The sequence below is a fragment of the Candidatus Saccharibacteria bacterium genome (genome assembly GCA_016700315.1).
Classification (GTDB): Bacteria; Patescibacteriota; Saccharimonadia; order Saccharimonadales; family SZUA-47.
The window spans coordinates 255448-282025 of sequence record CP065013.1 but is presented as its reverse complement, the minus strand read 5'-3'; the positions used below and the strand labels follow the sequence as shown (position 1 = coordinate 282025).

The following is a 26578-nucleotide window of genomic DNA, read 5'->3' as shown; positions in this document are numbered from 1 at the left end:
AGTTATAAATTTCGTAAGCAGCATCCCTAGAACCATTGGGTACTTCTAGCTCACACAGCTAATGTACGACATAAAAACCACGACCAAAGGTTTTTATGTTGACACACTACTGTAATTTGAGATTTTTGAAGCGCTTTTTTAGTAATTCTTCGTGGTCAATGTGGGCAGTTTCTATGAGGGTAACATACTTAGCAACACCTAAGTGCTCACATATTTTGTTTAGTTCATCGCGGCAGGGGTACGGATGCACCCATACGCTAAGCTGGAGTAACTGAAACCCAGTTAGTTTTAGTTTCTCTGACAAATCTCTACGTTTCTCATCTTTGTTAAAAGGAATGTCGAAGAGTACTATGCGCCATTTTTTATCCCAAGAAGGTGGTTCAGATATCTCGAGTTTGTCGTAATCTAGTTTTGCTAGTCGCTCGCGTCCTTTATTGGTTATCTCAAGACCATGTTCGTAGCTTCCTTTGACGATTTTTTGCCGTTTCATCTCAGTAATTACGCGGCGGATTTGGCGCTCTTTTTCTTTCTGATCCAATTTATCTAGGAAGAATTTAACTGGTTTCTCTAGGGCGATAGGAGAGTTTGGTATCAGTAGTGCAGAAGCGGTAAAACCAGCTAAAACGCTAGCTCTCAAGACGGACTCAATTATTTTAGAAGTAAGCTCCTTGCTAGGGCTCCTTGGTCTGAGCCTGCTCGGCTTAATCTTTCTCGCATTCCCGCTGCCCATAATACCCGCATGTTAGTAGTCTTACCCCTATAAGTCAACATAAAAACCTTTGGTCGTGGTTTTTATGTTGACGCTATTGCTTGTGAGGTCAGGTTTTTTGGTAGGGCGGGGGGAAGGGGTGGTTTGACGGTATTTAAAGTTGGTACTATAATCGATCGGTATGGTAAAAAGAACTCTTAACCCTTCAGAAGGATATTATTATGCATATTTGCTTTCAGGAGGCGCCCGCTAGATTATTATTACGAATAAAAAACGGAAGTCTCCCTCAGGGGAGATTTTTAATAAAATTAGAGGAAAGTAAACAATGGAAACAATCATATTAGAGTCAAATCCTTCTTCAGATGGGCCTGCGCCTTATCCAACGGTTGATTTGGAAAAGTGCCTTCAACCTGCCATTTTTCTAATATCTTACAAACAATCGGCCTTAGCATTGAAACGGCAGAGATCTAAAAAATGAAAGTCGTCTTGCCCGTCAAGGATAACAAGCAAAAAATACAAACTTTTTATGCTAACAATTTTTGTATGGCCACAACAAGAGGGCTGGTAAAAGATGTTAATGAAGATAGGATAGGGTTTGCTAAGTTTGGTAGCTCTACACTTAAGTTTGTTGTTGCTGACAGCCATTGGGGCGAAGAAGCGGCAGTCTTGGTTATGCGGGTGTGGGCGTCATCCCGCAAGCTTATTAGTAATAGGGCAGAAGCCGTATCTTTCGCATTAAAAATACAATCAATGATTTATAAAAAGTTTGGACATTGTGAAATGGACGAAGAAAAAGATAGGACATCTGAAAGCAGTTACGTGGCAGCTGAAATAAAACAGGATAGGCTAATTCTACATTCATACGGAGACAGCTTAGCGTTTTTAGTTAGAAATGGGCATATAATTCACGAACAGCAAGTAGAGAAGACATGGCTCGGAGCTTTCTCATTTTTGGGTCTTAGGGCGCGTATGCCAGTATTATCTGCAACTAAATTTGATCAAATAAAACTTGAGCGTGGAGACGTACTGTTGCTTATGACAGATGGTGTTACTGAGTGTAAATACGAAACGCCAGTAATTTCGAAAGATGAAATAGCTAAATTATGTAGCCTAAAACCTGAAGTTATAGTAAAAAAATTAATGCAGCTGGTTTTCGATAATGGTGCGGAAGATAACGCAAGTTTAATAGTTTTTAAGGTAGGGGGATAATAAATAACTGTGGCTAATTCGTAGAAGCAAGAAACCTTTGCTGTCAGACTTCTCCCTGTTGATTCGTTTAATGAGTCTACTCTCTTATCGAATCTTGTGTTTGTCGTTGTATGTTCTCTGGCCTTTGTAGGGCCGAATACTGATAAAAGTATGTAACTTCTACACAATAGCTAGTTATACGATATGGTTATACAAAAACTATTTTACTTGGGTTATGAAAGATCTCGTAAGGGTGCAGGTTGTTGACAAATCGGTACCTAAGAGCTAGCATGCGAGTATGCTAGCTTTGAAAAGATCCCTTAATCAGTCCCATTTGCATCACCATGTTGCTAGTTTCAAAGTTCGCGTATTGATGTAGAAAACTAAATTTAATAAAACACCAGCGCGAGCTGGTGTTTTTAGTATGGAGAAAGAATAATGAAAGTTTAGTACAAAGAAATCGGGAGGCAAAAACTCTATGAAAAAAAGTAGAGTATCTACCATTAATTAATGCAAATATTATACTAAAAGGAGTAAATAATTATGCGTAAACTTCAGATAGGAGTCATGGGTTCAATGGCTGACCTTAATTATACTAAGGAAGTTGAACTGATTGCAGAAAGAGTAGGAGAGTTAATCGCTGAGGAAGGCGGAATACTGGTTTTTGGTGCGGAGAAAGATTCAGACTCTCTCTCCACAGTCGCTTGTCGAGGCGCAAAAAGAAAAGGTGGTCTGACGGTAGGAATAACTTATGGTAAGGGTAAGAAGATATTACAATCTGATGCTGACGTAATTATACCTACTGGTATGGAAAGAGGAGGTGGGAGAGAGTTTGTACTCGCCTTATCGTGTGATGTAGTAATAGCTATCAGTGGTGGGTCCGGGACATTGAACGAACTAACGGTTGCCTATCAAGCAGGTATACCTATGGTAGTGGTCTCAGGGATGGGTGGATGGTCAGACAAGCTGGCCGGACAATTTATGGATAACAGACAAAGACAGATGGTACTAGCAGCAGAGTCACCAGAGCAAGCAGTGAGCATAGCTTTTAGTAAAGCGCGGGAATATGTAAATAAGTATGAATAAGAGTGACAGAGTCTATATTATTTCTACTCGGAGTAGGGACATAGTTATTAGTGAGTCTGGAGATTTACTGGAAGATAGTTACCGAGGTCCAGCATATTTCTTAGAACGTGTCTTCTCGAAAAACTTCGTGCCGTTTGACGACGCTCTTTGTAAGAGTTTGGAGGTAGAAATTCTGGTCACTAGAGATGGCGAAAAAGGTCGGGTAATAAAAAAACCTAGACAGATACGTAAGACAATAGACATTAAACTAGCAAAATGGGTGGTAGTATCGACAGTATCAGATGAGTGGGATCTTTCTAGCGTGGACTTTCATAACAGTCTTGTTTTCTTAGATATACAAGGTTATGTAAGAGATGGAGATTTTTTTGGCCGGAAAAAAAATTGGTTAGCAGCAGAAGAGGTTTCTAAAAGCATATTTTGCTTAAAAGGTACTAGGGAAGAAATGCGTTATATACCAAAAACTGTTGTCGAAGAACAAAAAAAGAAAATGCTAATAATCACAGATGGTATATTTGGAGTAGAGCTATTTTACAATTCACAAAGATATTTCGTACCGTCTAATGTAGTTGAAGGGTTAAGAGATACTATAGGAGCAGGCGACACATTTTTCGCAGAGTATGTAAGTGGTTTAATCAATAATCTTGAACCCGAGAGAGCGTTAGCTCGTGCGGTTAATGAGACATCTGACTTCCTGAGTCAAAAGTCTTCACTCGGCTTAGTCGAGGGTAGTAAACGTGTATAGCGAACAAAAAAATATACGAAAGCCAAGAAGCCTACAAGAAAACGCTTGGTCGTGGCAAACATGTCGTACGTGAAGGGAGGTGTAGTGGTGTTTGGTGGGGTGGGGATGGGGTATGGATAAGTCTGGGTAAAACATAAGCAAAATGGTGGATAAATGCATAACGGTTAGCGTTTTGACTGCGCCTTAGTCGTAGTGACAGTCGTGAAAGCAGCCTGGTCTACCTTGTGAATTACAGGGGTGTGAGTATAAAAAGACGACATAAAAACCACGATCGTGGCAAACATGTCGTACATGAAGGTTGGCTGTAGGGGTGTTGGGTGGGAGGTAATGGAAGGCGAGGGGCGCATTAGATCATAAGTAAAGGTTACCGTTCCCGCTAATTGCTAGAATCGGGCTATTGACAACGGGGGTGGGGGTGTGGTATAGTTGGGGTGTGCTTTAAGGTTAAGGTTAGTCAGTATTTCGGTAGCTGGTTGTTTAGTAAGTAAACAAGGCTGCTGGAAAAAGTAAACTAACTGTGAAACTTAGAGCCCGAACGCTCAAAACGTGCCAAAAAAAGATCGGTACAAGCAGTCAGCAAGGGACAGTAAAATGCCCGCTAGCACCGATAGACCAAAGTTAAGTTAACTAATCATCTGAGCAGAAACCCCCCCAAGTCTCAGGTAAGGAGCAGAAAGCCATGAGTGCAAGCAACAGAAGCAACGAATTATCACGATCCCCAGAGATGGGTGCTATGCCTATGGCTGAAGTTAGCAAATCTAAGAAACCAAAAGGCTTGTTATTGAGAGCCGGTATGGTGCTAACGCCAATACTCGGTGTGCCGACTGCTCAAGCAATAGCTCAAGAAGCCCCACAAGTACTACAACCAGAGAAACGGGTTGAGGGGTGTGTGCAGACGACGGATGAGTATGGCGGTATTATACTAGTCTGCACCTCCACCACCCGCCCTCGCACCTCCACCACCAAACCTCGCACCACAACCACTAAGCCACAAGGCGGTGGTAACAATGGCGGTGGTAATAACGGCGGCAACGGCGGCGGAAGCAACAATGGCAATAGCTCTGGCGGCACAACTAAATCCACCAAGAAGAACTCCGCTAACACCACTACCACCACCCAAGCCCCAACCTTTGAAGAAAGAGTAGCCGAACTATGTGCCGGACAGCAGGGCGAACCAGAGCTAGCTAAGAGTTTGTTTACTAAGATGTACCACCGAAACAAAGAAGGTGATGTGGTTAAGGTAGATGGCAGCCCAGAAGCGGTAGCGATTGCTAAGCGCTGCGACCTAAAGTTTATTGAACCTGCTTCTGATAAAGAAGGTATAGACACCAACTACGGCCAGATGTTTCGCTTTACGGGCATAGAAGATGAACTAAATTCTAGCCAAGCAGGCGCATTAGATGCCTATGCTAGGGCTAAATGGGACGAAGCTCACCCAGCGCCTGTCCAAAACGGACTCAAAGCAAACATCAGTGTAGACCCATACAGCGATGCGAATCTTTACCCTGTGCGGGCTGGGGCGATTTCTAGAATAAATGCTAGAGAGATGTAGCTACTCTTAAAAACAAAAAGCTATTCGTACATAGATACTAAACGCTTGTGGTAAAACACGGGCGTTTAGTGCTTTTATAGCTAGTCGGCTAGTGCTTAATTATGTGAATAAGCTCAATTATGATGTATATTAATAATAATGGTTAAGCTTAATAGGAAGAAGCTAATGGTGGGCGGCTTGGTGGGCCTGGCGGCAGTTGTTTGTCTGGGGCTTTACCTAAAGTTTCGAAGTAGCGGCAACCGATCGGCTGACTACTACAAGAGTCAAGGTCTAAAACAGCAGTTGTTTGAAGGCAAGTGCAGTGGTGAATCGTTTGCCAAGCTCAAGCAAGCCGACAAAGGGGCAGCAGCCAAAGATTTGGCTGCAACTAACGAAGCATTGGGGCGGTGTTACTCATTTGATAACGACTTAAAAAGCGCTCAAAAATCTTACGAAGAAGCTGCTAAGTACTACGCTAGTGCAGGGCTTGGCACGGAGTCTGAAAGGCTAAATGCTATGGCCGACAACCTAGCGCCGCTGCTTGATGAGACAGAGGTACCACCTACTAAGGAAGAACAAGACAAGTTGGAGCGAGAGGCAGGAATACTGGGAACATGATGAGATTCAGGTTTGCTAGGCCAATACTGTTTGCTGTGCTGCTGGGGCTAATCGCTACATGTACAGTGCTACTAAACAGCGAAAAAGCAGCAGCGCTGCCAAGCTGTTTTAACAGCGCTAACGCTAACTTCAAAACTCCAGCGGTTGACTTCCCTAGAACTGGGCTAGCTAAGAATGCCTCGAACAACTGTAATAACGTGCCGCGCACAACATCTGCGACCTGGCCCGATGTTAATGGTTCTTATGTTTATCTTTCATCTTATTATGCTAATAGTGACGGCTCGCCCGGCTCGACGCTACATACTCCAAATGCGTCATTCATACTTTACTCGGGGACTCAGCCAACTGTAGCTCAGCAGATAAGAGTCAAGGTATGGTTGTGTGCTCATGCTACTACCAGCGTTAATGCCGTAGGTATCGTCAGGGATACGACATTCATTGGTACCGGTACCCAGACAGTTACTTTTCAACCGAGTGATTTCTTGTTATCTAACGGTGTATATAAGACTACAAAAGTAGTTGCACAAATTATTAATCCTCTTACGACAGATGTTGTCTGCAAGCTTACGGCACATGCTCTTTCTGGGCAATCATATGTAGGATTTAGCTCTGATGCGGATCCTATGTCAAACGCTACCAACGGTGCTCCAGATAAGTATAATCAAAACAACTGGCAGAATAATCGAAAGGCCCTGTTGGGTCCAACCGGCCTGGGGGCTTTTGCCTTGAAGACCGACTTGCCAACCAATAATGATCTGGAGTATTCATTGTCGTTTAAGCCTGGATGCACTATTCAGAACGATTCGACAATATTCCTCAAAGTATATGATGCCGATGCCAATGTCGGGTCGAACCCGCCTGGTACACTCAATTCGCGAGGTATGCCGAAAATGCTGGTATATGAATACGACCCAAGTGGAGCAATAGTTAGAACTATAAATCCTAGTGGTAGGTCCGACTTTGGGGTCGCAAGTGGTAACGATGATTTTGTGCAGTACCCTATAACGGTTAGGGCGGGCTACGGCTACTCTTGGGTATTTTGGGATATAGGGGCCAGAAACGGGTTACAAGTGTGGATGCCATTCGACGAATCACTCTCGTCGCTCAATAGAAGTTGCCCGGTGGTTACTGGATCGCCGAGCTGTACATTGTCTTACCAAGTCATTAATAGCGTACTGCCAAATGTTCAGCCAAGTGGTAGGGTGAGAGTTATTGCTAAAGTAACGAACGAGGCAGCAACTGGCGGTAGCAACATAACTGCCTCTGATTGGCCACTGAGCATCGACCTAATCTCGATTGGTGCTGCGGGAGTTACCACGAATACTACCTATGGGCTGAATGGCAATAATAGCTTGACGCCTCAGCAATCGTCGAACGATATTATTGTGGAGCAAACGGTGAACAAGCCTCCGGGCATATATCCGCTGCTGGCAAGTGTCAGAAATGGAGCAACAGTAGTAAATTGTAATGGTTCTGTGCCGGCGTTGGAGCTCTCGGTGTCTAATTATCCATATTTTAGGGCTTATAGCGGGGAGTTGATTGCGGGGTCGGGGTTTGAGCAGGGAGGGGTTTGTCAGACAAATGAGCTTGCTGGCATAAGAACTTACTTGGATCGGACAGCTAATGATCCGTTTGCTTTGGTTGGTTCGGGATCGCAGCTACTTGCGACGGCGCAAGGCTCCATAACCGGCTTTAGAACGAGTACGCAGAATGGGGCCGACAATGCTTTCCCGCAGCGGCGGGTGCTAGCCAACACCTTCCCAGATGCCAACTCTTATGCGACGGCGTTTAATAGCACAATAACTGCCGAGGAAGACCTGGGTGGCCGTGCTGGTTACCCAATGTGTACGGCCGATTGGTTGGCAGATATGCCGGCTGGCGGTGCTGCTGGCGGCGCGGTTTCGCTGTCGACTGCTCCTGCTGGCAGCAGCACAGTGCAGCGCTATAATGGCGATACTTACTTCACGACTAGTGGCGCAGTGAGTGGTAAGTACAGGATTTATGTAGATGGTGATGCGTACATTGGACCAAGCGGCGACGCGGCAATTGCCTATAACAACGCTGGTTGGACAAACGTAGGCAACATGCCGTCGCTAATTATTGTGGCAACGGGTAATATATATATTAGCCCTAGGCTGGCGCGGTTCGACGGCGTTTTGGTGGCTAATGGTACGCTTTATACTTGCTATGCCGAGGCGCTGAACGCCGGAGATCCGAGGGGTAACGCCAACAAAGATACAGATGTCAGCTTGATGTCACCCAACCCTTGCCTTGACAAGAGACTACAGATAAACGGGGCGGTGATCACTAATAAACTGAACTTGTGGCGGCTGGCGGGAACGATGAACCAGTCAACGCCAAACGAAACCTTTGCTGGCTCGATTACCACGGCGGGTGAGACGATACGTCTAACACCTGAATTTTACCTGTCTAGTCCAGCTGGGGCAGTTAATAATCCAGAGAATCAGTTTAGAGATTATGAGTCGGTGAATAGCTTACCACCAAGCTTTTAATCGGTCGATCCGATTTAAAAGCTTGGTGGCTAGACCCTAGCTAGTAGTCCCTAGTCCGTAGCCGTTTATGACGGGATAGCGCGTAGCGCTTTTGTTTATCCCTACTTTGTAATCTATATTTGGTTTATGGATAAAAACTTTAATGATCTTAAAGTGTGGCAAAGATCACGATCGCTAGTCAAGGAAGTGTACTTAGTATGTAGAAAATTGCTAAAGACAGAAGACTTTGCACTATCTTCTCAGATGAAGAGATCGAGCGTGAGCATACCTTCAAATATTGCAGAGGGCTATAGGAGGAGGAATGACAAAGAGTTTAAACATTTCTTGCGAATAGCATCGGGCTCTGCCGCAGAACTAGAGACCCAACTAATAATGGTTGAAGACATTTATAAAATTGGAATAGCCGCAATAATTGAAGAACTAGAGATTATACAAAAAATGCTGACTAAGCTTTCTAAAAGTCTAGCTTGATAACTAGGGACAACCGACAAGGGTCTAGGGACTAGCTAATTTCAGGCTTTGCATGAAATAGCTTATGCTTTACAATATAAGCAATATGGGTATCTTGAGTGGGCAAAGTGATTTCTTTGGGCTTGATATAGGCACTAGCTCTATTCGAGTTGTGCAGCTTCGGGGTGGCGCACAAAGAACCTTGTTTAAATATGGGGCTAAAGCGATAGATTCTAAGATTAGCCAAAGCGATGCGGCAGCTGATCAGCAAAAAGTGGCAATGGCTGTTAGAGAGCTGATTAGCGAAGTAGGGATTAGTGCTAACAACGTGGCCGTTGGTATCCCAAGCAATAAAGTTTTTTCGGCGGTCGTCGACATCGACAGATTGAGCCCTGAAGATTTAGCGAAAACTATTAAATACCAAGCTGATTCACTGATCCCAACACCTCTTAGCGAGAGCAAGATTGATTGGGCGCTACTGGGTGATTCGCCCAAAGAGGCCAGCAAGGTAGAGGTGCTTATTTCGAGTGTGGCTAATGATTTTGTAGAGAAGCGCCTGGATATGCTCGAGTCGATCGGGCTGAACGTAATTGCTTTTGAGCCAGATAGCTTGGCGATTAGCAGAGCATTGTTAGACCCGACAGCCATGGGTGCGGCGCTAATGGTAGACATGGGCGATGTTTCGAGTGATCTTATAGTTGTGCTGGGCGGAGTACCGAGACTGATGCGTACGATACCTATTGGTAGCACAGGGATAGTAAAAGCGGCTATGCAAAACCTAGGGATCGACGAAAAACAGGCTGAGCAATTCGTCTATAAGTTTGGAATGAGCAAAGATAAGCTAGAAGGACAGATTCACAACGCTATTGCTAGTTCTGTCGAAATTTTGATGAGTGAGATCGAGAAGTCGATTAAGTTCTTTAGTGCTCGTTATGGCGATGCAAAACTGGAACGGATTATAGTGACGGGAGCGGCTTCGACATTACCGGAATTACCTCTTAATATTGCCAACAAGTTTGCTGTAACGGTTGAGATCGGGAACGCCTGGCGCAATATCTTGTTTGGACAAGAGAGACAAAACGAATTGATGACAGTTTCGCATCAGTTCTCGGTTGCGGCTGGCTTAGCAGAGAGGGACGAATGAAAAGACTAACATCACAAACCCAAAACCCCAGCAAAGCTGTGCTTTTTGATTTGCTGTTGGCACTCAGCGAGTTTTTTGCTTCCGTTGCTCGATCGTCGTACGAAATGTACGCCTCGTTGCGCTACTCAGCAAGAAAACTCACTGAGCACTCAACTGTTAGTCTTTTCATGCCAAAGACTATGTACTATGGACTAGGGACTATACGCTTAGGAGTTCAAGTATGATTCAATTTAACTTGCTGCCAGATGTAAAGCTGAAGTACGTCAAAGCACGGCAGTTGAAGCGCCGAATTATGACTATTAGCACTTTAGTTATATTAGGCTCTGCCGGAGCTACACTACTAGCTTTGATGTTCGTGCTGGGACAAAATAAGCTGACTGCCAACCTGACTAACGACATAAAAAGTGTAAAAAGTAGTATTCAGGCTACCCCTGACCTTGATAAGATCTTGACGATCCAGAATCAACTCAATGCATTGCCAGGCTTGCATGACAAAAAGCCTATCTCTTCAAGGTTCTTTGAATACATAAATAAACTAACACCAGCTGATGTCAAGCTTGCTAGTTTTGAGCTTAATGCTGTTGATCACACCGTGACTTTTACCGGTACTGCTCCTTCGCTGGAAGTGGTGAACAGGTTTAGCGATACTCTGAAGTTCGCAAAAGTTAGTGACGGCGATAACAGCGAAACAAAGGCTTTTAGCCAGGTATCTACGACTTTGACACGCGGCGGAATTAGTAGCAGTTTCTCGATCAGCGCAAAATACGAACCAGTTCTGAGCGATGCTACAAAACAGCCAGTTTTGACGGTACCAGATATTGTTAGTACTCGTTCGGAGACAGAGAAACCGGCTCAGTTATTTGAGAACAAAAGTGAGGGTCAGTAGTATGGGCGGAGATTCAAAAAAAGGGTTTTCCATTAAATATTCCTTGATAGATAAGGCTAATCAGAAGATCGTAATAATGACTTCGATAGCTGTAGCTTCACTTATTTTTGCCTTGTTTGGCGTCAGTTCTCTGGTGAGGCAGGCACTATTTAACGGAAGAGTAATGAATGAAAAGCGAGCTGCCTTGAAAACTTTGAAAACTAACAAGGCTAATATCGACACTTTGGTTAGCTCCTACGGTTCGTTTGCAAATGAAGATGTCAATATCCTTGGTGGGAGCAAAAGTGGTAGCGCTACCCGTGATGGCGACAACAGCAGAATTGTGCTGGATGCGCTGCCAAGCCAATACGATTTTCCGGCTTTTGTGACTAGCATCGAGAAACTGGTACAGAGCCAAGGCGGAGTAACTATTTCGGCGTTGGGCGGGACTGATAATTCTACCTCCTCGGCAAGCAATGCAGCCCAGCCAGCACTGGCCAGCGCAACGCCGGTAGAGCTAAAAGTTCCCCTGTCGGTAACAGGTGATTACACTAAAATCCAAGCATTTATAAAAACTTTGGAATCATCAATCAGGCCGCTCTATGTAAATAATTTGCGTCTTTCTGGCTCTGATAGCTCAATGACGCTTAATACAGATCTAACTACTTACTACCAGCCTGAGGCTAGGTTTGACGTAACTACTAAGGTGGTGAAGTGATGTACGCAGTACACGGTACGCAGTACTTGGCGGCCTTTGAGGCAGGGCATTTGATTGGGTGTTGCAAAGTAGCTAGTTCTAGTACTACGGGGAGGGGATAAATGAAGCCTAAGGATAGAAATACAATTATAGTCGTAACTCTGATAAGTGCTTTTGCTGCGTTTTTCCTGGCGAAACTACTAATCGGAAATCCCGCCGATAAACAAGTAAAAGTCGAGGTTGTACCAGTGATTAGCGCTGAGTTTAAACGACCTGTCAGCGGTAGTATCTTTAACGATCAGGCAGTTAATCCAACACAATTAATTAAAATTGGTGAAAGTAATAATACAAAACCCTTCCAAGCTAGCCAGTAAGCCGACTTTAGGGAAAGCCAATAGGAGCTTAGACCAAAAATATGAGTATGATCTCGGCTGAAATACAGAAAAGGGTAGAAGAAAGTCTTGTTGAAGGCGGTGAAGTTACGGCCGAAAAGCTACAGAGCCTTCATGCTCTAGCTGAAGACAGAAAAATGCCGTTTTTTGGGCTCTTAATTGCTGAAAAGATTATTACGAATGAACATCTGACTAAGTTAATTGCCAGGGCCAGTAACACGCCCTACGTCGATCTTAGTAACGCTAAAGTTGATCCAGACATTTTGCAGTTAGTGCCGCAAGACCTTGCACAGCGCTACATGGCCGTGCCTCTTGGCGAGAGCGGTAATCGCATTATCATTGGCATGCTTGATCCCGATAATGTTCAAGCGACCGACTTTTTGAGTAACAAAATTGGTCGGCCGCTGAAGGTTTATGCTGCCAGTGAAGAAGGTATTCATCAGGTATTACAACAATACGACCAAGACGTTAGCCAAGACGTAACTGGTGTTTTGGCCGAACAGCTAGGCATAGATGAAGTTACTCAGGATAAAAAAGATGTTCAAAATACGGTTAATGACTCGCCGATAACTAAAGCCTTAAATGCGATCTTGGAATTTGCGATTAAAAATAAAGCAAGCGATATTCATATAGAGCCACTAGAAAAAGTCTTAAAGATTCGTTGCCGTGTTGACGGGGTGCTGCGCGAGATAATGCAGTTACCAAAATCGATTGAGGCGCCTCTAGTCTCGAGAGTAAAAATATCATCTAACCTAAAGATCGACGAACATCGAATCCCGCAGGACGGAAACTTTAGCGTTAATATTGGTGGAAAATCTGTTGATCTACGTATAGCAATCAGCCCAGTTGTCTGGGGAGAACAAGTGGTGATTAGGCTTCTGGATAAATCGGGTACTACCTTGAAGCTGGAAGAAATGGGCTATCACGGCCGAGCTCTTAGGGAAATTCGGAAGGGACTTGAGCGACCCAATGGCATGATCCTGACTAGCGGCCCAACAGGTTCGGGTAAATCAACGTCTCTTTATGCTCTGCTACAAGAAATTAAGAGCGAAGAGATCAATATCGTAACACTCGAAGACCCTGTTGAGTATAAGATGAGCGGGATTAACCAGATACAGGTTAACGCCGAAGTTGGTTTGACGTTTGCGAATGGTCTGCGTTCGATACTCCGCCAAGACCCAGATGTAGTAATGGTTGGTGAGATTCGCGATAAAGAAACGGCTCAGCTGGCTGTCCAGGCAGCGCTAACAGGCCATTTGGTTTTTAGCACGCTTCATACAAACTCAGCTTCTGGAATTTTGCCACGACTTCTAGACATGGGAATCGAGCCTTTTTTGATAGCCAGCACAGTTCATACTGTTATTGGTCAGCGCTTAGTCCGAAAGATTGTGCCGGGCGGCGAACAGTACCAGACAAATGAGACCGAAACAACAGTTATACAAAACACCCTAAAAGGTTTATTGCCGCCGACAAAGGAAGATTTGGCTAAGTTCTGCGATGATTTGGGCTATAAGAGCTTGCCCCTGAGTACCGATTCCGCTTATACTTTATTTAAGGGTAAGCCCGAACCAAACAGTCCAAACGGATTTAAGGGGAGGATGGGACTTTACGAAGTTTTTGAAATCAGTGAAGCTATCCAGCACCTTATCCTAGAGCGAGCTACAAGTACCGATATCCAAAAACAAGCGCAAGCAGAGGGCATGATTACTATGCGTCAGGATGGGTACCTTAAGGCGCTGGCAGGCATGACTAGTATCAGTGAAGTAAACCGCGTAGCGGCTGAGGACGCATAAAAGGGGGGATATGAAGAGACAAGAGACAAGAGACAAGAGACAGGTGGGGTTAGTAAGAATATCTCAGGGCTCAGGGCACAGGGCTCTATACGGCTGTTCCAAACAGTATGAGATCAGGGGGGAATTCTGATGCAAGGACAACCACGAATCGAGATACTACTAGAAGAAGTCATCAAGAAGAAGGGTAGCGACCTTCACCTTCAGGTCGGTTTGCCGCCGATGATAAGGGTTGATGGGGCGCTTAAGCCTGTTGCGGGAGCGGAAGTTTTGAACGAGGAGGCAGTTGAGGCTTTGGTGTTCGCTATTTTGGACGAAGACCAGAAGCAATTGCTGCTAAAAGATAAGGAATTTGACTTCTCATTTGCCTTTGGCGACTTGGGGCGGTTTCGAGTAAACGCTTTTCACGAGCGAGGGAACTTGGCGGCAGCACTGCGTTTGATACCCAACGAGATTTTGACTGTTGAACAACTTGGCTTGCCAGCAATCATGAATAAATTTGCTGACTACCCCCGAGGTTTGGTGCTTGTAACGGGGCCGACCGGGTCAGGTAAATCGACTAGCCTAGCGGCCGTGGTTGATAAAATTAACAGCGAAAAAGCTACACATATTATTACAATCGAAGATCCAATTGAGTTTACGCACAGAAGCAAACGATCGGTAGTGGTGCAGCGAGAGGTTCATTATGATACTTATTCTTTCTCAACTGCTCTTAGAAGTGCTCTCAGGCAGGACCCAGACGTAGTATTGATTGGTGAGATGCGTGATCTAGAAACTATCGCAAGCGCAATTACGATCGCCGAAACTGGTCACTTGGTTTTTGCGACACTGCACACCAACTCAGCTGCGCAAAGTATTGACCGTATGATTGACGTTTTTCCGCCACACCAGCAGCCACAGATTAGGGCTCAGCTTTCCAACATACTTATGGGTATATGTTCACAGCGTTTGGTGCCAACAATTGGAGGCGGACGCACGGTTGCAGCCGAAATCTTGGTAGCTACACCAGCGGTGCGAAACATTATCCGAGAAGGGAAAACTCACCAGCTTGATGCTGTTATTCAAACAGGTGCAGAGTACGGTATGCAGAGCATGGACAAGACTTTGGTTCAGTTAATCCATGAAGGCACAATAAGTTACGATGAGGCCAAGAACTTCGCAGTAGATATCGAGGAGTTAGACCGCCTGATGCGGGGTTAAGGTGATGGTTAGGCTGCTAATAAATAACTTCATAGGAGGCCAGCGGTGGTAACTTATAGATATACAGCGAAGGATGCGGTTAGCGGCAAGGCAGTTAAAGGCAGTGTTGAGGCTGAAAATGAAAACTCTGCGACAAAAATGGTGCGGGCCCAGGGGCTGACAGTACTAGAGCTGACGCCAAAAGGTGCAGGTGATGCGAATATTGTTGATCGGCTTTTAAATAGAGTGAAAGCCAAAGATAAAGTTATCTTTTCGCGCCAGCTTTCTACGCTTATCAATGCTGGTTTACCTCTAGTACAGAGCTTACGAACAGTTATGTCTCAGACTAAGAACAAGAAACTGTCTGCTGTTATTGGACAAGTAATTAACGATGTCGAAGGCGGTAAGGCGCTATCTGTCTCACTGGAAAAACACCCTAGCATTTTTAATCAGGTCTATACTAGTCTGGTTGCAGCTGGTGAGACTTCGGGTACACTCGACAAAGCTTTGGAGAGGCTAGCTAATCAGCAAGAAAAAGATGCTGAGCTGGCCAGTAAAGTGCGAGGGGCGCTGATTTATCCGGTGATTGTGTTGTTGGTGATGGGCGGAGTGGTTGGTTTCATGGTTGTGGCCGTGTTGCCCCAAGTAAAGGAGCTGTATAAGGGTCTTCCTGGTACAAATTTACCTTTCGTGACTAGGTTGCTGCTTGCGATCTCAGACTTTACGATTAGATTTTGGTGGTTAGTGTTGATTCTAGTAGCTATCGCTGCGTTTTTTACAACAAGATGGGCCAGAACTATGGGCGGAAAGCGGGCGATAGATACAGCCAAGCTAAATATGTGGCCGATAAGTGGCTTGTTTAAGAAGCTTTACATGGCGCGGTTCACTCGAACCGGCACTACTCTTGTTGCTAGCGGTGTGCCGTTACTCCAGACAATGCAGGTTACTTCTAGGGCGATCGACAATGTTTTGATAGAAGAATCAGTGGTCAAAGCAGCCGAAAAGGTTAAAGGCGGCAAGTCGTTATCGGAGTCTATAGGTGGCGACCCTTACTTTTTGGATTTGGTGCCGCAGATGATAAAAATTGGTGAAGATTCCGGATCTTTAGAGCAGATGCTGGATCGCACGGCTGTTTACTATGAAAAAGAAGTTGATAATGAGGTCAAAGCGATCTCGACCGTTATTGAGCCAGTTTTGATGATAGTTCTAGGAATTGTATCGCTGGTTATTGTGGGTGCGATTCTACTGCCAATTTATGGGCTTGTGGGCAGTGGTGCTTTGAGGTAGTTTTTGGTTGGTAAGCGCAACCTGTAAAACTGAAGAATACTTGCAAAGAACAGCGCAATAAATTAACATAAGCTTATTAAGATAAAGGGGAAATCTAATGGGGCACACTAAACAACAACTAAAAAAAGGCTTCACAATCATCGAAGTTATGATCGTACTAGCAATTGCTGGTCTGATTATGCTGATTGTATTAATTGCCATACCGCAGTTGCAGCGTAACCAAAGAAACACAGCAAGAAAGAACATAGTAGGACGTATAAAAACAGAAATTGACTCATACACAGGGAACAATAACGGTAATATCCCTGCCAGCGCGGCTGATCTGACGTCTCTAACGACACGTTATTTGAGTGGTGTTAATCTGAAAGATCCATCAAGCGGCTCCAATATGTCCTTGACGTATACAACCGGTGCCGGTAGTGCCTCTCCCGGAAGCATTCCTACAGGTGCTGCTCTTCCAGCAATTGGTGGAATAAACTACCAGACTTCAAGTACCTGTAACGGCGAGTCTGTTGTGACTGGTGGAACCGCACGACAATACGCTATGTGGACACAGCTTGAGGGTGGTGCCATCCAGTGTCTAGATAATCAGTAAAAGAGCAGCGTAATTTTAGCTAGGTGATTCCATAGGATTAATGTAGCGCACTTGGCGGGAAAGGTAGATTTGAAGGAAAAAAAAGCCTTTACCATAATTGAGATATTGATCGTGCTGGCGATAGCTGGGCTGATTATGCTGATTGTTCTGGTTGCAATTCCTCAGTTGCAGCGTAATCAGCGCAATACTGCAAGGAAGAACGTAGCAGGCCGTATCAAGGTTGAGGTAGATGCCTTTGTTGGCAATAATCAGACTAATCCCCCATCATCTGATAATAATGCGGCAACGGGCATTTTGACAGGTGGTGGTTTCCATTCTCGCTACTTGAGCGGAGTCAATCTCAAAGACCCATCAACTGGCTCAAATATGGTTACCGCTGCATGGACGGCTGATAATGCGGTGAGCACTGTGGGAACCATCTACTACGTCACTGGTCGAATTTGCGATAAAGAAGCTTCAACTGCCGTTGGAGCTGTAGCAAAGAATTACGTTCTAATGCTACCACTAGAGGGTGGCGCAGTGCTTTGCTTAGACAATAAATAAATTTATCCGTTCTTTTGGTAGAGGTGGTAGCCCTGTATAATAGTGCTTATGATTGAGGGGTTTGTAGTTTTTATGCTTGGGGCTGCTTTGGGCAGCTTTAGCCTTGTTTTGGCTTGGCGGACGCATGCCGGTAAAGATTGGGTAAGGGGCAGAAGTAGCTGTGATCGTTGCCATAAGCTACTGGGAGCTCTAGATATGGTGCCAGTGCTTAGCTGGTTGGCTTTGGGTGGTCGCTGCCGTTTTTGTAAGCATAAGTTAGATCCTAGATTATTCTTGGCTGAGCTGGGTCTTGGCATGGTAGCGCTTGCCTCATATCTGTTTTGGCCGCTGCCATTAGTAGGAATAGCCGCCTGGTTGCATTTTGGATTGTGGTTAGTAGTTATTTTGCCACTGCTGGCTGCTTTGTTTTGGTATGATCTGACGTGGTGCTTGTTACCAGAGCGGTTTATGAGGGCGCTTATCATTTTTGCTGGTCTAGAGGCTGCGGCACAGTTGTGGGCGGGCCATATGTTCAGTGTAACGGGGCTTTTTTCTGCATTGTTGGGCGGTATTTTATGTGGTGGCTTTTTCTGGTTGCTGTATAAGGCTAGTAAAGGGCGCTGGATCGGCGACGGCGACAGTATCCTAGGTTTTGGTCTCGGACTTTTGGTTGGTAGTCCGCTAGCGGCGTTTATACTGGTTTTCTTGTCATCGATAATCGGCACCTTAGTGTCACTGCCTCTTCTTATTAATAAGAAATGGGGCTTGAGTAAAAAAATACCCTACGGGCCGCTGTTGATAATATCTGCTATCGTGGTGCAGCTGGCGGGTAACCGGCTGGTTGACTGGTATAGCCGGCTGGTTTTTGGGAGCTAGGGGTTGGTTAGGCGAGCTACCGAGTAAGTGCTGTACAAGGTACGGGGTACGGGGTAACGAAGCCGCTAGTTTCGCTGTACTGAGTAATGTGGTACAGCCTTTTAGTACACTAATTCTCTCTGATGTAGACTTTTTACGCTTATGCTATACTTTAAACAAGATGAAAAGGCGTGGGGGATACACGATACTAGAGGTCATGATTTTTTTGGCTGTATCTAGCGTAATGTTTATATATGCGGTCATTGCAATTGGTGGAAGGCAGAAACAAGTGCAGTACTCGCAAGCCGTTAGAGAGACCGAGAACCAGTTTTCTGATGCTGTTAACGACGTTGCTTCTGGTTTCTTCCCTAAGCAAAACAATATAATCTGTACAAAGTCAGGCAGCGGAGCACTTGAGAGAGTGGCGTTTGTGGCTGGGAGTAAAGAACAGGGCAGCAGCGATAGTTGTGCATCCGTTGGGAAGGTGCTGATGTTTAATGTTGATGGTGTTGAACCGAGCCAATATTTGTTGGGTACTTTGGTTGGCGTCAAACCTCCCTTTTCACAAGCAGCGCTACCATCTGTAATAGATATGAAACCGAGGTTGGCCTATGATCCAACCCCTGGAGTTGGGCTAAACCTTAACGAAAATAAACCACTGAAGTTTGGTATAAGGGTCACAAAAATTTTCAATAATGCTAGTCCATCTAAAGAGTATGGTATGTTGGCAGTTGCGGCTGGCTTTGATGCCTCGGCTGCATCACAAAAAAATGGTTTGATGCAAACTGTTTTGTATGCATCGACAATTGGTTTTAACCAGTCGGTCGACAATTATGCTCAAGAGATTGAAGGCTTGAATAAACTCACAATTGAACAACCAGCCGGCGGGGTTTCGGTCTGCCTTAGTTACGATGGCCGATTAGCTAGGATTGTTATTGGAGAGAGAGGCGATCCAACTAACATTCGCAGCGAGCTTGATTTTCCCGAAGGAGGACTATGCGGCTAGGCAGCAGAACAGGCGACACGATAATAGAAGTCCTGGTTTCCATGGCGATTATTGGAATGGTGCTAGGCGCGTCCTACACAATGGTTAGTCGGAGTCTAGGAGTTAGTCGAACAACTCAAGAGCGCACAGAGGCGCTAAAATACGCCGAATCTCAGATTGAGCAGATCCGGGCGCTAGATAGTACGGCCAAAACAACGCTCTATTCACAGACCTCCGATTTTTGTTTGGATAATCTGGCGATTTTGCCTTCGTCTAATACTGCTTGCAAAAAAGATTTTTATAATATTGCCGTTTCAAAAGGTGTTGGTGCTGATAACTCGGACTTTTTCACAGTCAAAATTGACTGGCTGGCCTTAGGCAAAAATGCTGGTAACCCAAATGAACTCAAGATAGTTTACAGGTATGACAGATGAAAAGGCGAGGTTTCACAATAATTGAATTGATGGTTGCGACAATGGTGTTTTCTCTGGTGCTACTACTGTGTCTAACAGCGCTGATGTCAATCAGCCGTAGTTATTACAAAGGGGTTACGTTAACAAAAGTTCAGAACGCAACAAGGCAGATTGTTAATGAGATTAGTCAAGGTATTCAGCTAAGCGCTGACTCAATAATGGCATCGACTGGCCCGGCCGGGCCAATGGTTGATCCTTCCGCTGACCCATCCGGAATAATGTGTGTTGGCTTAAAACGCTATACCTATGCAATTGATAGACAGATTGCTACTAACCCATCTGTAAATGCGGCAGACAAACAGATAAAAAATGCTGTTATACGAGATCAGCTAGCTGCTCCTTGCAGCAGCACTACTCCGAAAGCTAATCTTGGCGTAGATGTTACAGCGCCAAGCGCTTCGCTGCTTTCAGAGAATATGAGGCTTTCAAGATTAATCGTAGAGCCTGTTGGCGGCGACCAAAGAATTTGGAGAGTATCGGTAACCGTGGTGTTTGGTAGTAGTGATTTACTGGTTGAGGAGAATGGCCGCACCGTTTGCAGAAGTGATGTTGGTAAAGAATTTTGCGGCTTTTCAGAAATATCTACAACAGTTATTAGAAGAATGGGGAACGAGTAATGACAACAAAAAATCGCTCGGGAATGGTTGCAATCATGGTTACTGCCATGATAATGGTGATCCTTTCTTTAATTACGTTAGGATTTGCGCGCTTGGTTAGTCGTGAACAGCGCCAAGCACTTGATGACCAGCTGTCGACGCAGGCTTTTTACGCAGCTGAGTCAGGTGTGAATGCCGCCGCTGCTAAGATGCGAGGCGGAGTATTGGCTGAGAAGAATGATTGCGATGTTAGTACATATAATAACGGGACAATTGATTCTGCTACACCGGAAGTGAGGTTTACTTGCCTCATGATTGATCCAACGCCGACAGAATTAAAGTTCAATAACGGCTTTATCAAAACTGACCGAGCTAGGGTAGTGCCAGTTTTTACCAATCCTTTGGCGACAGAGCTGAACTTTAGGTGGAGCGACAACAATCCTGCTAGAGTTAACGCTGGTGCTGATTGCGATGTACGACGGATTCCAGCTCTCAATCAGTGGGGAGATGACAGAGTAGCAATGCTGGAAGTTGATTTGATACCTTTCCCGAATGCTGCAACTGGTAATCTGAACCGAGAATTCCTAGATCAAAATACAGCTACATTTCTTTTTTACCCTTGCGGAGATAGTAGCGCTTCAGTCACAACCGTAAACTATACTAACTTTAGAGCAGGTGATGCCAGTGGTTCTCGACGCGGGAATATCCAAGCGGTTTTTTGTGACAAAAGTGGTGGCTATACTTGTTCGGTTACGGTCAACGGGTTTCCTGCAATGAATTACTATGCGCGTATTAAATCCATATATAGTTCGGCAAACGTAGAAGTTGCCGGTAAGTCCGGTACGAATGTAGTTTCGTTTGCTAACGCTCAGGTAGTCGTTGACTCAACTGGTCGTGCCAACGATGTACTGCGGCGTGTTCAGGTTCGTTTGCCTTTTGAAAGTCAGGCGCTTAAACCCGAAGCCAGCCTGCAAAGTAAGGATGAAATCTGCAAATTATACACCGTTACTGGAACAACGGTTGAGAACGGGTGTAATTAAGTGTCATATATAAAGTATTAATCCACAAATAGTAGCAAGTAGTTGGTAGTAAGCGTAAAATTCTAAATCCTAAACTCTAAATTCTAAACAAACTTGAAAAAATACAAAAACTAAAAAACACAAAACTCACAACTCATGACTCGTGTCTTTAGCCAAACAGTAAAGGGCACGGAGTACGTATGGATCTCTATCGCTAATCGGTAATCAGTGGTGCCGTATCAAGTGCTACTCTTAATATCCTTGTGGAACTTGTCGTGGACAGCTTTTAGGTGTGGATCAGTGACGTGAGTGTAGATCTGGGTGGTAGAGATGTTGCTGTGGCCGAGTAGGGCCTGGACAGAACGCAAGTCGCCGCCGTTCATTAGAATGTCGGTCGCAAAGCTATGTCTGAGAGTATGAGGACTTACGTGTTTTGTTATGCCAGCGAGCAGGGCAGATTTGCTTACCATGCGCTGGACACTGCGCGGAGTGAGGCGGCGGTAACTGCCGCTGTTGTCTGTACTGCTTGATTTACCGCTGTACTGGATAAAAAGAGCAGGTGCATTGTCGTCGCGCTTATCGAGGTACTTCTGAAGCCACCACGAGGCTGATTCGCTGATAAATATTGGTCGGTCCTTTTGCCCTTTGCCGCGTACCATAAACTCGCGCCGCTTGAGGTTGATGTGGTCGCGGTTGAGCCCAGTGAGCTCTGAAACACGCAAGCCGCTAGAGTAAAGAAGCTCGAGGATAGCTCGGTCACGAAGGCCCGATTTGGTGTCTAGCTTTGGGATGTTGAAAAGTCTTTCCAGTTCTTCTTCGTTCAGAAAAGTCACCTGCTTTGGTTTGGCTTTTGCTAGCTCAATCTTCTCTGGTGGTAAAGCTTTTATGTCACGCTTGGCGCAGAATTTTAGAAATCCCCTTAGAGCTATCAGATGGTAATTCTGAGTGTTTTTTTGCAGCTCGTCACTGGTGGCAGTACCGAGTCGGTTTAGCCATAGCCGCCACTTTCTTACCATTTCGCCGTCCAGCAGCTCTATCTCAAAATCACCTTCAAAGTCAATCAGCCTAGACAAGTAAAAGTCGTAGTTTTTGATTGTGGCTTGTGAGCGTCCCTGCTCAATCTCGAGATATTCCAGAAAGTCGGTTTTTAGTTTACTAAAAAGCATAAGTGTATAGTATCAGGGAAGCCGGCAACTAGTACATGCCTTCTGTACTTATGATTGAAAAAAACGACATAAAAACCACGATCGTGGTTTTTATGTCGTACATATGAGGGTATGAGGGGATTTAGCGGGGGTTTTGGTATAATTGAGTAAGAAAGTTATACATATTGAAAGGATAAGATGGAACGAACGCTTATTGTACTAAAGCCAGATGCAGTTCAAAGAGGAATTATCGGAGAGATTTTGACTCGATTTGAGCGAGTGGGTTTGAAAATTGTTGGTACCAAGATGGTAAAACCTGATTATGATCATTATTATCATCATTATGAAAACATCGGCCAAATGGTTTCTAGACGCGGCAAGGAGGCTTTCGATGTAACGCTAGATTTCATGAACCTTGGTCCTGTGATTGCTGTCGTGCTCGAAGGGGTTGATGCAGTTAGTTTGGTACGCAAAATGGTTGGCACTACTGCTCCAAAAGAGGCAGTACCAGGTACTATCAGAGGCGACTACGCTCACATGGGCTTTGAGTACGCCAATGGCGAGGGAATTGGTATACCTAACCTAATTCATGCTTCAGGTGATCCAAAAGAAGCTGAGCAGGAAATTGATCATTGGTTTTCAGAAAGTGAACTGTTTGATTATGAAACGGTTTACGAAGTCTATACTCAAGCCCGAAAAAAGAAAAAGTAGCCTATTTTAGTGTACGAATTTCATTGGCTTGTTCATTGAGGGCTTGTAATATCCCTCTAGTAATTAGTATTCGAGTGAGTTTAATTTTATTCACAGATATTGGATCTTTAGAGCCATCAAAATTTATGGGAAAACCTTCATTAATCAAAGTTACTTTATTGCCATAATTATTTCTGAGTGTTGTATTTTGACGTACCCCGCCTAATTTTGAGATTTTTTCAGTTGGATTAACGAAAAAGCTTTCGTGAATAAACTCGGTATTTGAAGAGGATGCACTTATTAAAACAGCCCCTTCCTTAAGGTTATTTATTATCCGTTGATTTAAACAGTTAGCCCCGGTAGTCCCAATAATTATGTTAGTTATGGGTAGAGTTTCTTCTAGTTCCTTATCGTTTATCGTTCCTGTGTGTAATGTGTCATAGGATTCCACACTTTTTGCGACTTCTTGCACTAGATTATATACAGCGCTACCGATTGATCCTGCGCCCAATATAAGAACGTTACTCTTTTCTAGGGGTGGTATAACGGCCGCTGCGTTGATGTGGTCCAATATTGACTGAGCTATTATGGGGCTTTCTTTTGTAAGTTTTTCTTCTGATTCAGCAACATTAATCACAGGAAACCTACAAATTAACGAACGTAATCTATCGATCCCGCTTCTAGTCTGTTCGACTGCTACTATTTTGAGCCGAAAATCTAAAATATCGTTGGCTTTGGTAATGATCTCGCCACCATCATCGACTATCAGTAATGTGGAAAGTTTCTTACCTACTAAGGTATGTTTTATAATTTCTGCAAGCATACGAGATGCTGCGTTTGCCAAAGACTTTCGGTAGTCAAAAGAAAGTGGTATATCTGGTTTCTTTGGTATTAAAACTTTTGCCCCTCGTTTTTTGAGTTCTTCGCAAACATCAGCGTTAGCCGAGTAGCATTTGCCGATAATAAACATATTAGGGTACTGCAAGCCATGTTTATTTAATGCCTCAAAGACTGAGCCATTGCTAGCAAGTAGGTGCTGACACGCTAACAAAACAACCTGATCTAAGTTAGCGTTTGAGTTGTTTAGTAACCTTTCAAGTTCGATAATTTTTGGGAATTTCACTCGATTATCCTAATACCAAAATTTTTGGGTCTTGATTCGAATACGAAAAGGACAAGACTTTTGTCAAATATTTAGAGCTTTGGTAACCCCGACTGGAATCGAACCAATATCTGCTCCTTAGGACGGAGTTATTCTATCCGTTGAACTACGGGGTCTTGTAGATATTCTACAGGGGTAGACGCAAAAGCGCCAGAGGGGGTTTATAGTTGATAGAAGAGACAAAATTAGGTTAGAGGTTAGAGGTTAGAGGTTAGAGGTTAGAGGTTAGAGTGATTAGGGCTAGGGACTACGGATTAGGGTCTAGGGACGAGCAATTATCACCTCGTACCCCGTACTGCTTACTCCGTACCTCCTACGGACTATGGTCCAGGGTCTAGCAAGTTTATAGTTGATGGAAGAGCCAAGAGCCAAGATTAGGTTAGAGGTTAGAGGTTAGAGTGATTAGGGTCTAGGGTCTAGGGTCTAGGGTCTAGGGTCTAAGGTCTAATTCATACATGATACATAATACTTGGTACTATCTTTGTTTAGGATTTAGAGTTTAGAATTTCATGCTTGCTACTTACTACTAACTACTTGCTACTATCTGTGGACTCATACATGATACACAATACTTAATACTACCTAGTGTTTAGGTTTTCTCCTCCTCGTTCATCGTTCCACCAAGTCCACCTTCGGCGGACTTACTACTCGCTGCTCGTCCTTATCGTATATAATACCCTTATGGCTAAAAACCAAAACAGTTTTCGGGGACAACTCGAGGGGGAAGAGCTACTTATGATGTTTCGCAAACATCCAATTGTTATGCGTCGGGGGCTGATTTATGGTTCGCTCGGGTTATTGGCTGGGACTGTGCCCTCTCTAATCAAGCCGACGATGACGCTGCTTTGGCTGGGCCTGATTGGCGGGGTGGTTCTGGCTGCTCTCATCATGTTTCCTTATTGGATGAGCTGGTACTACAGTATGTTTTTGGTAACAAATCAGCGTTTCATACAGATGAAGCAAAAGGGACTCTTTAATCGTAGCGTCTCAGATATTGCCCTTAAGCAAATACAGTCACTTAATTACAGAATTGCAGGCATAGAGCAAACAGCACTGGGTTTTGGTACAATAGTTATGCAGAGTTATTTAGGCGATATTGTTGTCCATGAGGTTCATCATCCAGAAAAAACAGTTGGAGAATTATCGCAAATTTTGCGACAGTACGGTGAACTAGACGAAAAGCCGTCTTATGTGCAGAGCGAAAAACCAAATGAAGAAAATTAAACATTTAGTCAGTCGTAGTAAGGCAAGAGCAACAGCTCTTGTTAAGCGTACTCCGAAGGAGCCAGTCGCTTTTCCTAAAATCACAAGTGAGACAATCGCTGAACAGCGTGAGCAGGTGCTCTCTGGGGCCAGGAAGTATATATACCCCCTTCAGCATTCCAAGCACAGAATCGTATTAGTTTCATCGGCTATTTTTATTGGTTCGATATTGTCGTTTATAATTTTTTGTGTAGTTTCTCTTTATAAGCTTCAATCGACCAATACCTTTGTCTATCGGATTACTCAGGTCCTGCCGTTTCCCGTTGCTAGGCAGAGCAAGAACTTTGTTAGTTACGAGAACTATCTTTTTGAGCTGCGTCATTATATGCATTACTATGAAAATCAGCAGAAACTTAGCTTTGACAGTGAGTCGGGTAAACAGCAACTACAAAGTTACAAACAGAGGGCTTTGGATAAGGTGGTGGCAGATATGATAACCAAGCAGGTCGCTGCCGATAAAGGTGTGTCGGTAAGCGACCAAGACGTGAATAATCAGATTGAACTGGCGCGAAGTCAAAATCGTTTGGGCGGTAGCGAAAAAGTGTTCGAAGATGTACTTCGGGATTATTGGGGCTGGACTGTGGATGACTATAAGCGTTCTTTGAGGGGCGAATTACTGGAGCAGAGGGTAGCCGCTAAAGTAGATGAAGACTCGGCCAAACGAGCAGCTGATCTTTCTGCTCAACTGAGATCAGGCATAGACTTTAAGGCCTTAGTTCTTTCTTCTTCATCGGATGAGGCAACTAAGCAAAGTGGTGGCGAATTAGGTTTGGTGGCAAAATCAGACCGCGACATGAGCCCTCAGAGTATTGAAGCACTTTATAAACTAGCAGCGGGCGGTGTGTCGGAGCCTATACTAGTATCTTATAGGGGTGGGTTTGCTTATGAAATTGTCAAGAATATTGAGATTCAGGGTGACAAAATCAAGGCAGCACATATAATTATTCCGATCAGGGACTTTAATGAGTTTTTAAATGACTACAAAGCTAACCACCCAGTTAGGCAGTATATTCGTATACCGACCGCCCCACGTTAAAGCTGTAAATAATGTTTGCTAATTAGTGATTTTTGGTCGATACTTA

At 44.4% G+C, this 26578-nt stretch carries 29 protein-coding genes and 1 tRNA gene; 25 read left to right on the top strand and 5 right to left on the bottom strand.

Features of this window, described 5'->3' with window-relative positions:
* Positions 1-106: 106 nt before the first annotated feature.
* Complete coding sequence (locus IPO96_01345) at positions 107-730, bottom strand: hypothetical protein (protein QQS65182.1); 624 nt, start codon at positions 728-730, stop codon at positions 107-109.
* A 522-nt stretch (positions 731-1252) separates the two neighbouring features.
* On the opposite strand from IPO96_01345, the gene IPO96_01340 reads away from it, so the two are divergent.
* From IPO96_01340 to IPO96_01330, 3 genes are all read left to right on the top strand, one after another.
* The gene (locus IPO96_01340) at positions 1253-1918 is read left to right on the top strand and encodes a SpoIIE family protein phosphatase (GenBank protein ID QQS65181.1); all 666 of its coding nucleotides are present in this window, start codon (positions 1253-1255) and stop codon (positions 1916-1918) included.
* Positions 1919-2440: 522 nt separating this feature from the next.
* Positions 2441-2983, top strand: coding sequence for a TIGR00725 family protein (locus IPO96_01335; protein QQS65180.1), 543 nt, complete (start codon positions 2441-2443; stop codon positions 2981-2983).
* A complete protein-coding gene (locus IPO96_01330) occupies positions 2976-3725 on the top strand; it encodes a hypothetical protein (protein QQS65179.1) in 750 nt (249 codons plus the stop codon). Before IPO96_01335 ends, IPO96_01330 begins: the two co-directional genes overlap by 8 nt.
* Positions 3726-3889: 164 nt before the next feature.
* On the opposite strand, the gene IPO96_01325 is transcribed toward IPO96_01330, so the two are convergent.
* Positions 3890-4072, bottom strand: coding sequence for a hypothetical protein (locus tag IPO96_01325; protein ID QQS65178.1), 183 nt, complete (start codon positions 4070-4072; stop codon positions 3890-3892).
* Positions 4073-4404: 332 nt separating this feature from the next.
* On the opposite strand from IPO96_01325, the gene IPO96_01320 reads away from it, so the two are divergent.
* From IPO96_01320 to IPO96_01230, 19 genes are all read left to right on the top strand, one after another.
* Entirely contained in the window at positions 4405-5277 is an 873-nt protein-coding gene (locus IPO96_01320) for a hypothetical protein (protein ID QQS65177.1), read from the top strand.
* Positions 5278-5415: 138 nt separating this feature from the next.
* The gene (locus IPO96_01315; protein QQS65176.1) at positions 5416-5874 is read left to right on the top strand and encodes a hypothetical protein; all 459 of its coding nucleotides are present in this window, start codon (positions 5416-5418) and stop codon (positions 5872-5874) included.
* A complete protein-coding gene (locus IPO96_01310; GenBank protein QQS65175.1) occupies positions 5871-8387 on the top strand; it encodes a hypothetical protein in 2517 nt (838 codons plus the stop codon). The genes IPO96_01315 and IPO96_01310 overlap by 4 nt, the downstream gene beginning before the upstream one ends.
* A 126-nt stretch (positions 8388-8513) precedes the next feature.
* Positions 8514-8858 (top strand): four helix bundle protein, encoded by a 345-nt coding sequence (locus IPO96_01305; GenBank protein ID QQS65174.1) that lies wholly within the window; start codon positions 8514-8516, stop codon positions 8856-8858.
* An 85-nt stretch (positions 8859-8943) separates the two neighbouring features.
* Positions 8944-9981 carry a type IV pilus assembly protein PilM gene (pilM, locus tag IPO96_01300; GenBank protein QQS65173.1) on the top strand — a complete coding sequence of 346 codons (1038 nt, stop codon included), beginning with the start codon at positions 8944-8946 and terminating at the stop codon, positions 9979-9981.
* A complete protein-coding gene (locus tag IPO96_01295) occupies positions 9978-10205 on the top strand; it encodes a hypothetical protein (protein QQS65172.1) in 228 nt (75 codons plus the stop codon). Before pilM ends, IPO96_01295 begins: the two co-directional genes overlap by 4 nt.
* A complete protein-coding gene (locus IPO96_01290) occupies positions 10202-10867 on the top strand; it encodes a hypothetical protein (GenBank protein QQS65171.1) in 666 nt (221 codons plus the stop codon). The genes IPO96_01295 and IPO96_01290 overlap by 4 nt, the downstream gene beginning before the upstream one ends.
* 1 nt (position 10868) lies before the next feature.
* On the top strand, positions 10869-11564 hold the full coding sequence (locus tag IPO96_01285; protein ID QQS65170.1) for a hypothetical protein: 696 nt from the start codon (positions 10869-10871) through the stop codon (positions 11562-11564).
* A gap of 101 nt (positions 11565-11665) precedes the next feature.
* Positions 11666-11917, top strand: coding sequence for a hypothetical protein (locus IPO96_01280; GenBank protein ID QQS65169.1), 252 nt, complete (start codon positions 11666-11668; stop codon positions 11915-11917).
* A 41-nt stretch (positions 11918-11958) separates the two neighbouring features.
* Positions 11959-13728, top strand: coding sequence for a Flp pilus assembly complex ATPase component TadA (gene tadA / locus IPO96_01275; protein ID QQS65168.1), 1770 nt, complete (start codon positions 11959-11961; stop codon positions 13726-13728).
* Positions 13729-13857: 129 nt separating this feature from the next.
* Positions 13858-14925: a type IV pilus twitching motility protein PilT gene (locus IPO96_01270; protein QQS65167.1), complete on the top strand. Its 1068-nt coding sequence runs from the start codon at positions 13858-13860 to the stop codon at positions 14923-14925.
* 45 nt (positions 14926-14970) lie between these two features.
* Entirely contained in the window at positions 14971-16191 is a 1221-nt protein-coding gene (locus tag IPO96_01265; GenBank protein QQS65166.1) for a type II secretion system F family protein, read from the top strand.
* 97 nt (positions 16192-16288) lie between these two features.
* Positions 16289-16786 carry a type II secretion system protein gene (locus IPO96_01260; protein QQS65165.1) on the top strand — a complete coding sequence of 166 codons (498 nt, stop codon included), beginning with the start codon at positions 16289-16291 and terminating at the stop codon, positions 16784-16786.
* A gap of 69 nt (positions 16787-16855) precedes the next feature.
* The gene (locus IPO96_01255) at positions 16856-17329 is read left to right on the top strand and encodes a type II secretion system protein (GenBank protein ID QQS65164.1); all 474 of its coding nucleotides are present in this window, start codon (positions 16856-16858) and stop codon (positions 17327-17329) included.
* A gap of 48 nt (positions 17330-17377) precedes the next feature.
* Positions 17378-18184, top strand: a complete 807-nt coding sequence (locus IPO96_01250) for a prepilin peptidase (GenBank protein ID QQS65163.1) — start codon at positions 17378-17380, stop codon at positions 18182-18184.
* 160 nt (positions 18185-18344) lie between these two features.
* On the top strand, positions 18345-19169 hold the full coding sequence (locus IPO96_01245; protein QQS65162.1) for a type II secretion system protein: 825 nt from the start codon (positions 18345-18347) through the stop codon (positions 19167-19169).
* Positions 19160-19582: a prepilin-type N-terminal cleavage/methylation domain-containing protein gene (locus IPO96_01240; protein ID QQS65161.1), complete on the top strand. Its 423-nt coding sequence runs from the start codon at positions 19160-19162 to the stop codon at positions 19580-19582. Before IPO96_01245 ends, IPO96_01240 begins: the two co-directional genes overlap by 10 nt.
* Complete coding sequence (locus IPO96_01235; GenBank protein QQS65160.1) at positions 19579-20238, top strand: prepilin-type N-terminal cleavage/methylation domain-containing protein; 660 nt, start codon at positions 19579-19581, stop codon at positions 20236-20238. Before IPO96_01240 ends, IPO96_01235 begins: the two co-directional genes overlap by 4 nt.
* Positions 20238-21257, top strand: a complete 1020-nt coding sequence (locus IPO96_01230) for a pilus assembly PilX N-terminal domain-containing protein (GenBank protein QQS65159.1) — start codon at positions 20238-20240, stop codon at positions 21255-21257. Before IPO96_01235 ends, IPO96_01230 begins: the two co-directional genes overlap by 1 nt.
* Positions 21258-21475: 218 nt before the next feature.
* Here IPO96_01230 and IPO96_01225 read toward each other — a convergent pair whose 3' ends face one another.
* Positions 21476-22402, bottom strand: a complete 927-nt coding sequence (locus tag IPO96_01225; protein QQS65158.1) for a tyrosine-type recombinase/integrase — start codon at positions 22400-22402, stop codon at positions 21476-21478.
* Positions 22403-22579: 177 nt separating this feature from the next.
* Between IPO96_01225 and IPO96_01220 the strand changes: the two genes are divergently transcribed.
* Positions 22580-23092, top strand: coding sequence for a nucleoside-diphosphate kinase (locus IPO96_01220; protein QQS65157.1), 513 nt, complete (start codon positions 22580-22582; stop codon positions 23090-23092).
* A 1-nt stretch (position 23093) separates the two neighbouring features.
* Here IPO96_01220 and IPO96_01215 read toward each other — a convergent pair whose 3' ends face one another.
* Both IPO96_01215 and IPO96_01210 read right to left on the bottom strand, forming a co-directional pair.
* Positions 23094-24194 (bottom strand): hypothetical protein, encoded by a 1101-nt coding sequence (locus tag IPO96_01215; GenBank protein ID QQS65156.1) that lies wholly within the window; start codon positions 24192-24194, stop codon positions 23094-23096.
* Positions 24195-24274: 80 nt separating this feature from the next.
* Positions 24275-24349: transfer RNA gene (locus IPO96_01210), tRNA-Arg, on the bottom strand.
* Between the two features lie 565 nt (positions 24350-24914).
* On the opposite strand from IPO96_01210, the gene IPO96_01205 reads away from it, so the two are divergent.
* Both IPO96_01205 and IPO96_01200 read left to right on the top strand, forming a co-directional pair.
* Positions 24915-25457, top strand: coding sequence for a PH domain-containing protein (locus IPO96_01205; protein QQS65155.1), 543 nt, complete (start codon positions 24915-24917; stop codon positions 25455-25457).
* Complete coding sequence (locus tag IPO96_01200) at positions 25444-26532, top strand: SurA N-terminal domain-containing protein (protein QQS65154.1); 1089 nt, start codon at positions 25444-25446, stop codon at positions 26530-26532. Before IPO96_01205 ends, IPO96_01200 begins: the two co-directional genes overlap by 14 nt.
* Positions 26533-26578 lie beyond the last annotated feature (46 nt).

Excerpts from the sequence above, each read along its gene's own strand:
- IPO96_01345 (QQS65182.1), bottom strand. The coding sequence starts at position 730 with ATGGGCAGCGGGAATGCGAGAAAGATTAAGCCGAGCAGGCTCAGACCA.
- IPO96_01340 (QQS65181.1), top strand. The coding sequence starts at position 1,253 with ATGGCCACAACAAGAGGGCTGGTAAAAGATGTTAATGAAGATAGGATA.
- IPO96_01335 (QQS65180.1), top strand. The coding sequence starts at position 2,441 with ATGCGTAAACTTCAGATAGGAGTCATGGGTTCAATGGCTGACCTTAAT.
- IPO96_01330 (QQS65179.1), top strand. The coding sequence starts at position 2,976 with ATGAATAAGAGTGACAGAGTCTATATTATTTCTACTCGGAGTAGGGAC.
- IPO96_01325 (QQS65178.1), bottom strand. The coding sequence starts at position 4,072 with ATGCGCCCCTCGCCTTCCATTACCTCCCACCCAACACCCCTACAGCCA.
- IPO96_01320 (QQS65177.1), top strand. The coding sequence starts at position 4,405 with ATGAGTGCAAGCAACAGAAGCAACGAATTATCACGATCCCCAGAGATG.
- IPO96_01315 (QQS65176.1), top strand. The coding sequence starts at position 5,416 with ATGGTTAAGCTTAATAGGAAGAAGCTAATGGTGGGCGGCTTGGTGGGC.
- IPO96_01310 (QQS65175.1), top strand. The coding sequence starts at position 5,871 with ATGATGAGATTCAGGTTTGCTAGGCCAATACTGTTTGCTGTGCTGCTG.
- IPO96_01305 (QQS65174.1), top strand. The coding sequence starts at position 8,514 with ATGGATAAAAACTTTAATGATCTTAAAGTGTGGCAAAGATCACGATCG.
- pilM (QQS65173.1), top strand. The coding sequence starts at position 8,944 with ATGGGTATCTTGAGTGGGCAAAGTGATTTCTTTGGGCTTGATATAGGC.
- IPO96_01295 (QQS65172.1), top strand. The coding sequence starts at position 9,978 with ATGAAAAGACTAACATCACAAACCCAAAACCCCAGCAAAGCTGTGCTT.
- IPO96_01290 (QQS65171.1), top strand. The coding sequence starts at position 10,202 with ATGATTCAATTTAACTTGCTGCCAGATGTAAAGCTGAAGTACGTCAAA.
- IPO96_01285 (QQS65170.1), top strand. The coding sequence starts at position 10,869 with ATGGGCGGAGATTCAAAAAAAGGGTTTTCCATTAAATATTCCTTGATA.
- IPO96_01280 (QQS65169.1), top strand. The coding sequence starts at position 11,666 with ATGAAGCCTAAGGATAGAAATACAATTATAGTCGTAACTCTGATAAGT.
- tadA (QQS65168.1), top strand. The coding sequence starts at position 11,959 with ATGAGTATGATCTCGGCTGAAATACAGAAAAGGGTAGAAGAAAGTCTT.
- IPO96_01270 (QQS65167.1), top strand. The coding sequence starts at position 13,858 with ATGCAAGGACAACCACGAATCGAGATACTACTAGAAGAAGTCATCAAG.
- IPO96_01260 (QQS65165.1), top strand. The coding sequence starts at position 16,289 with ATGGGGCACACTAAACAACAACTAAAAAAAGGCTTCACAATCATCGAA.
- IPO96_01250 (QQS65163.1), top strand. The coding sequence starts at position 17,378 with ATGATTGAGGGGTTTGTAGTTTTTATGCTTGGGGCTGCTTTGGGCAGC.
- IPO96_01245 (QQS65162.1), top strand. The coding sequence starts at position 18,345 with ATGAAAAGGCGTGGGGGATACACGATACTAGAGGTCATGATTTTTTTG.
- IPO96_01240 (QQS65161.1), top strand. The coding sequence starts at position 19,160 with ATGCGGCTAGGCAGCAGAACAGGCGACACGATAATAGAAGTCCTGGTT.
- IPO96_01235 (QQS65160.1), top strand. The coding sequence starts at position 19,579 with ATGAAAAGGCGAGGTTTCACAATAATTGAATTGATGGTTGCGACAATG.
- IPO96_01230 (QQS65159.1), top strand. The coding sequence starts at position 20,238 with ATGACAACAAAAAATCGCTCGGGAATGGTTGCAATCATGGTTACTGCC.
- IPO96_01225 (QQS65158.1), bottom strand. The coding sequence starts at position 22,402 with ATGCTTTTTAGTAAACTAAAAACCGACTTTCTGGAATATCTCGAGATT.
- IPO96_01220 (QQS65157.1), top strand. The coding sequence starts at position 22,580 with ATGGAACGAACGCTTATTGTACTAAAGCCAGATGCAGTTCAAAGAGGA.
- IPO96_01205 (QQS65155.1), top strand. The coding sequence starts at position 24,915 with ATGGCTAAAAACCAAAACAGTTTTCGGGGACAACTCGAGGGGGAAGAG.
- IPO96_01200 (QQS65154.1), top strand. The coding sequence starts at position 25,444 with ATGAAGAAAATTAAACATTTAGTCAGTCGTAGTAAGGCAAGAGCAACA.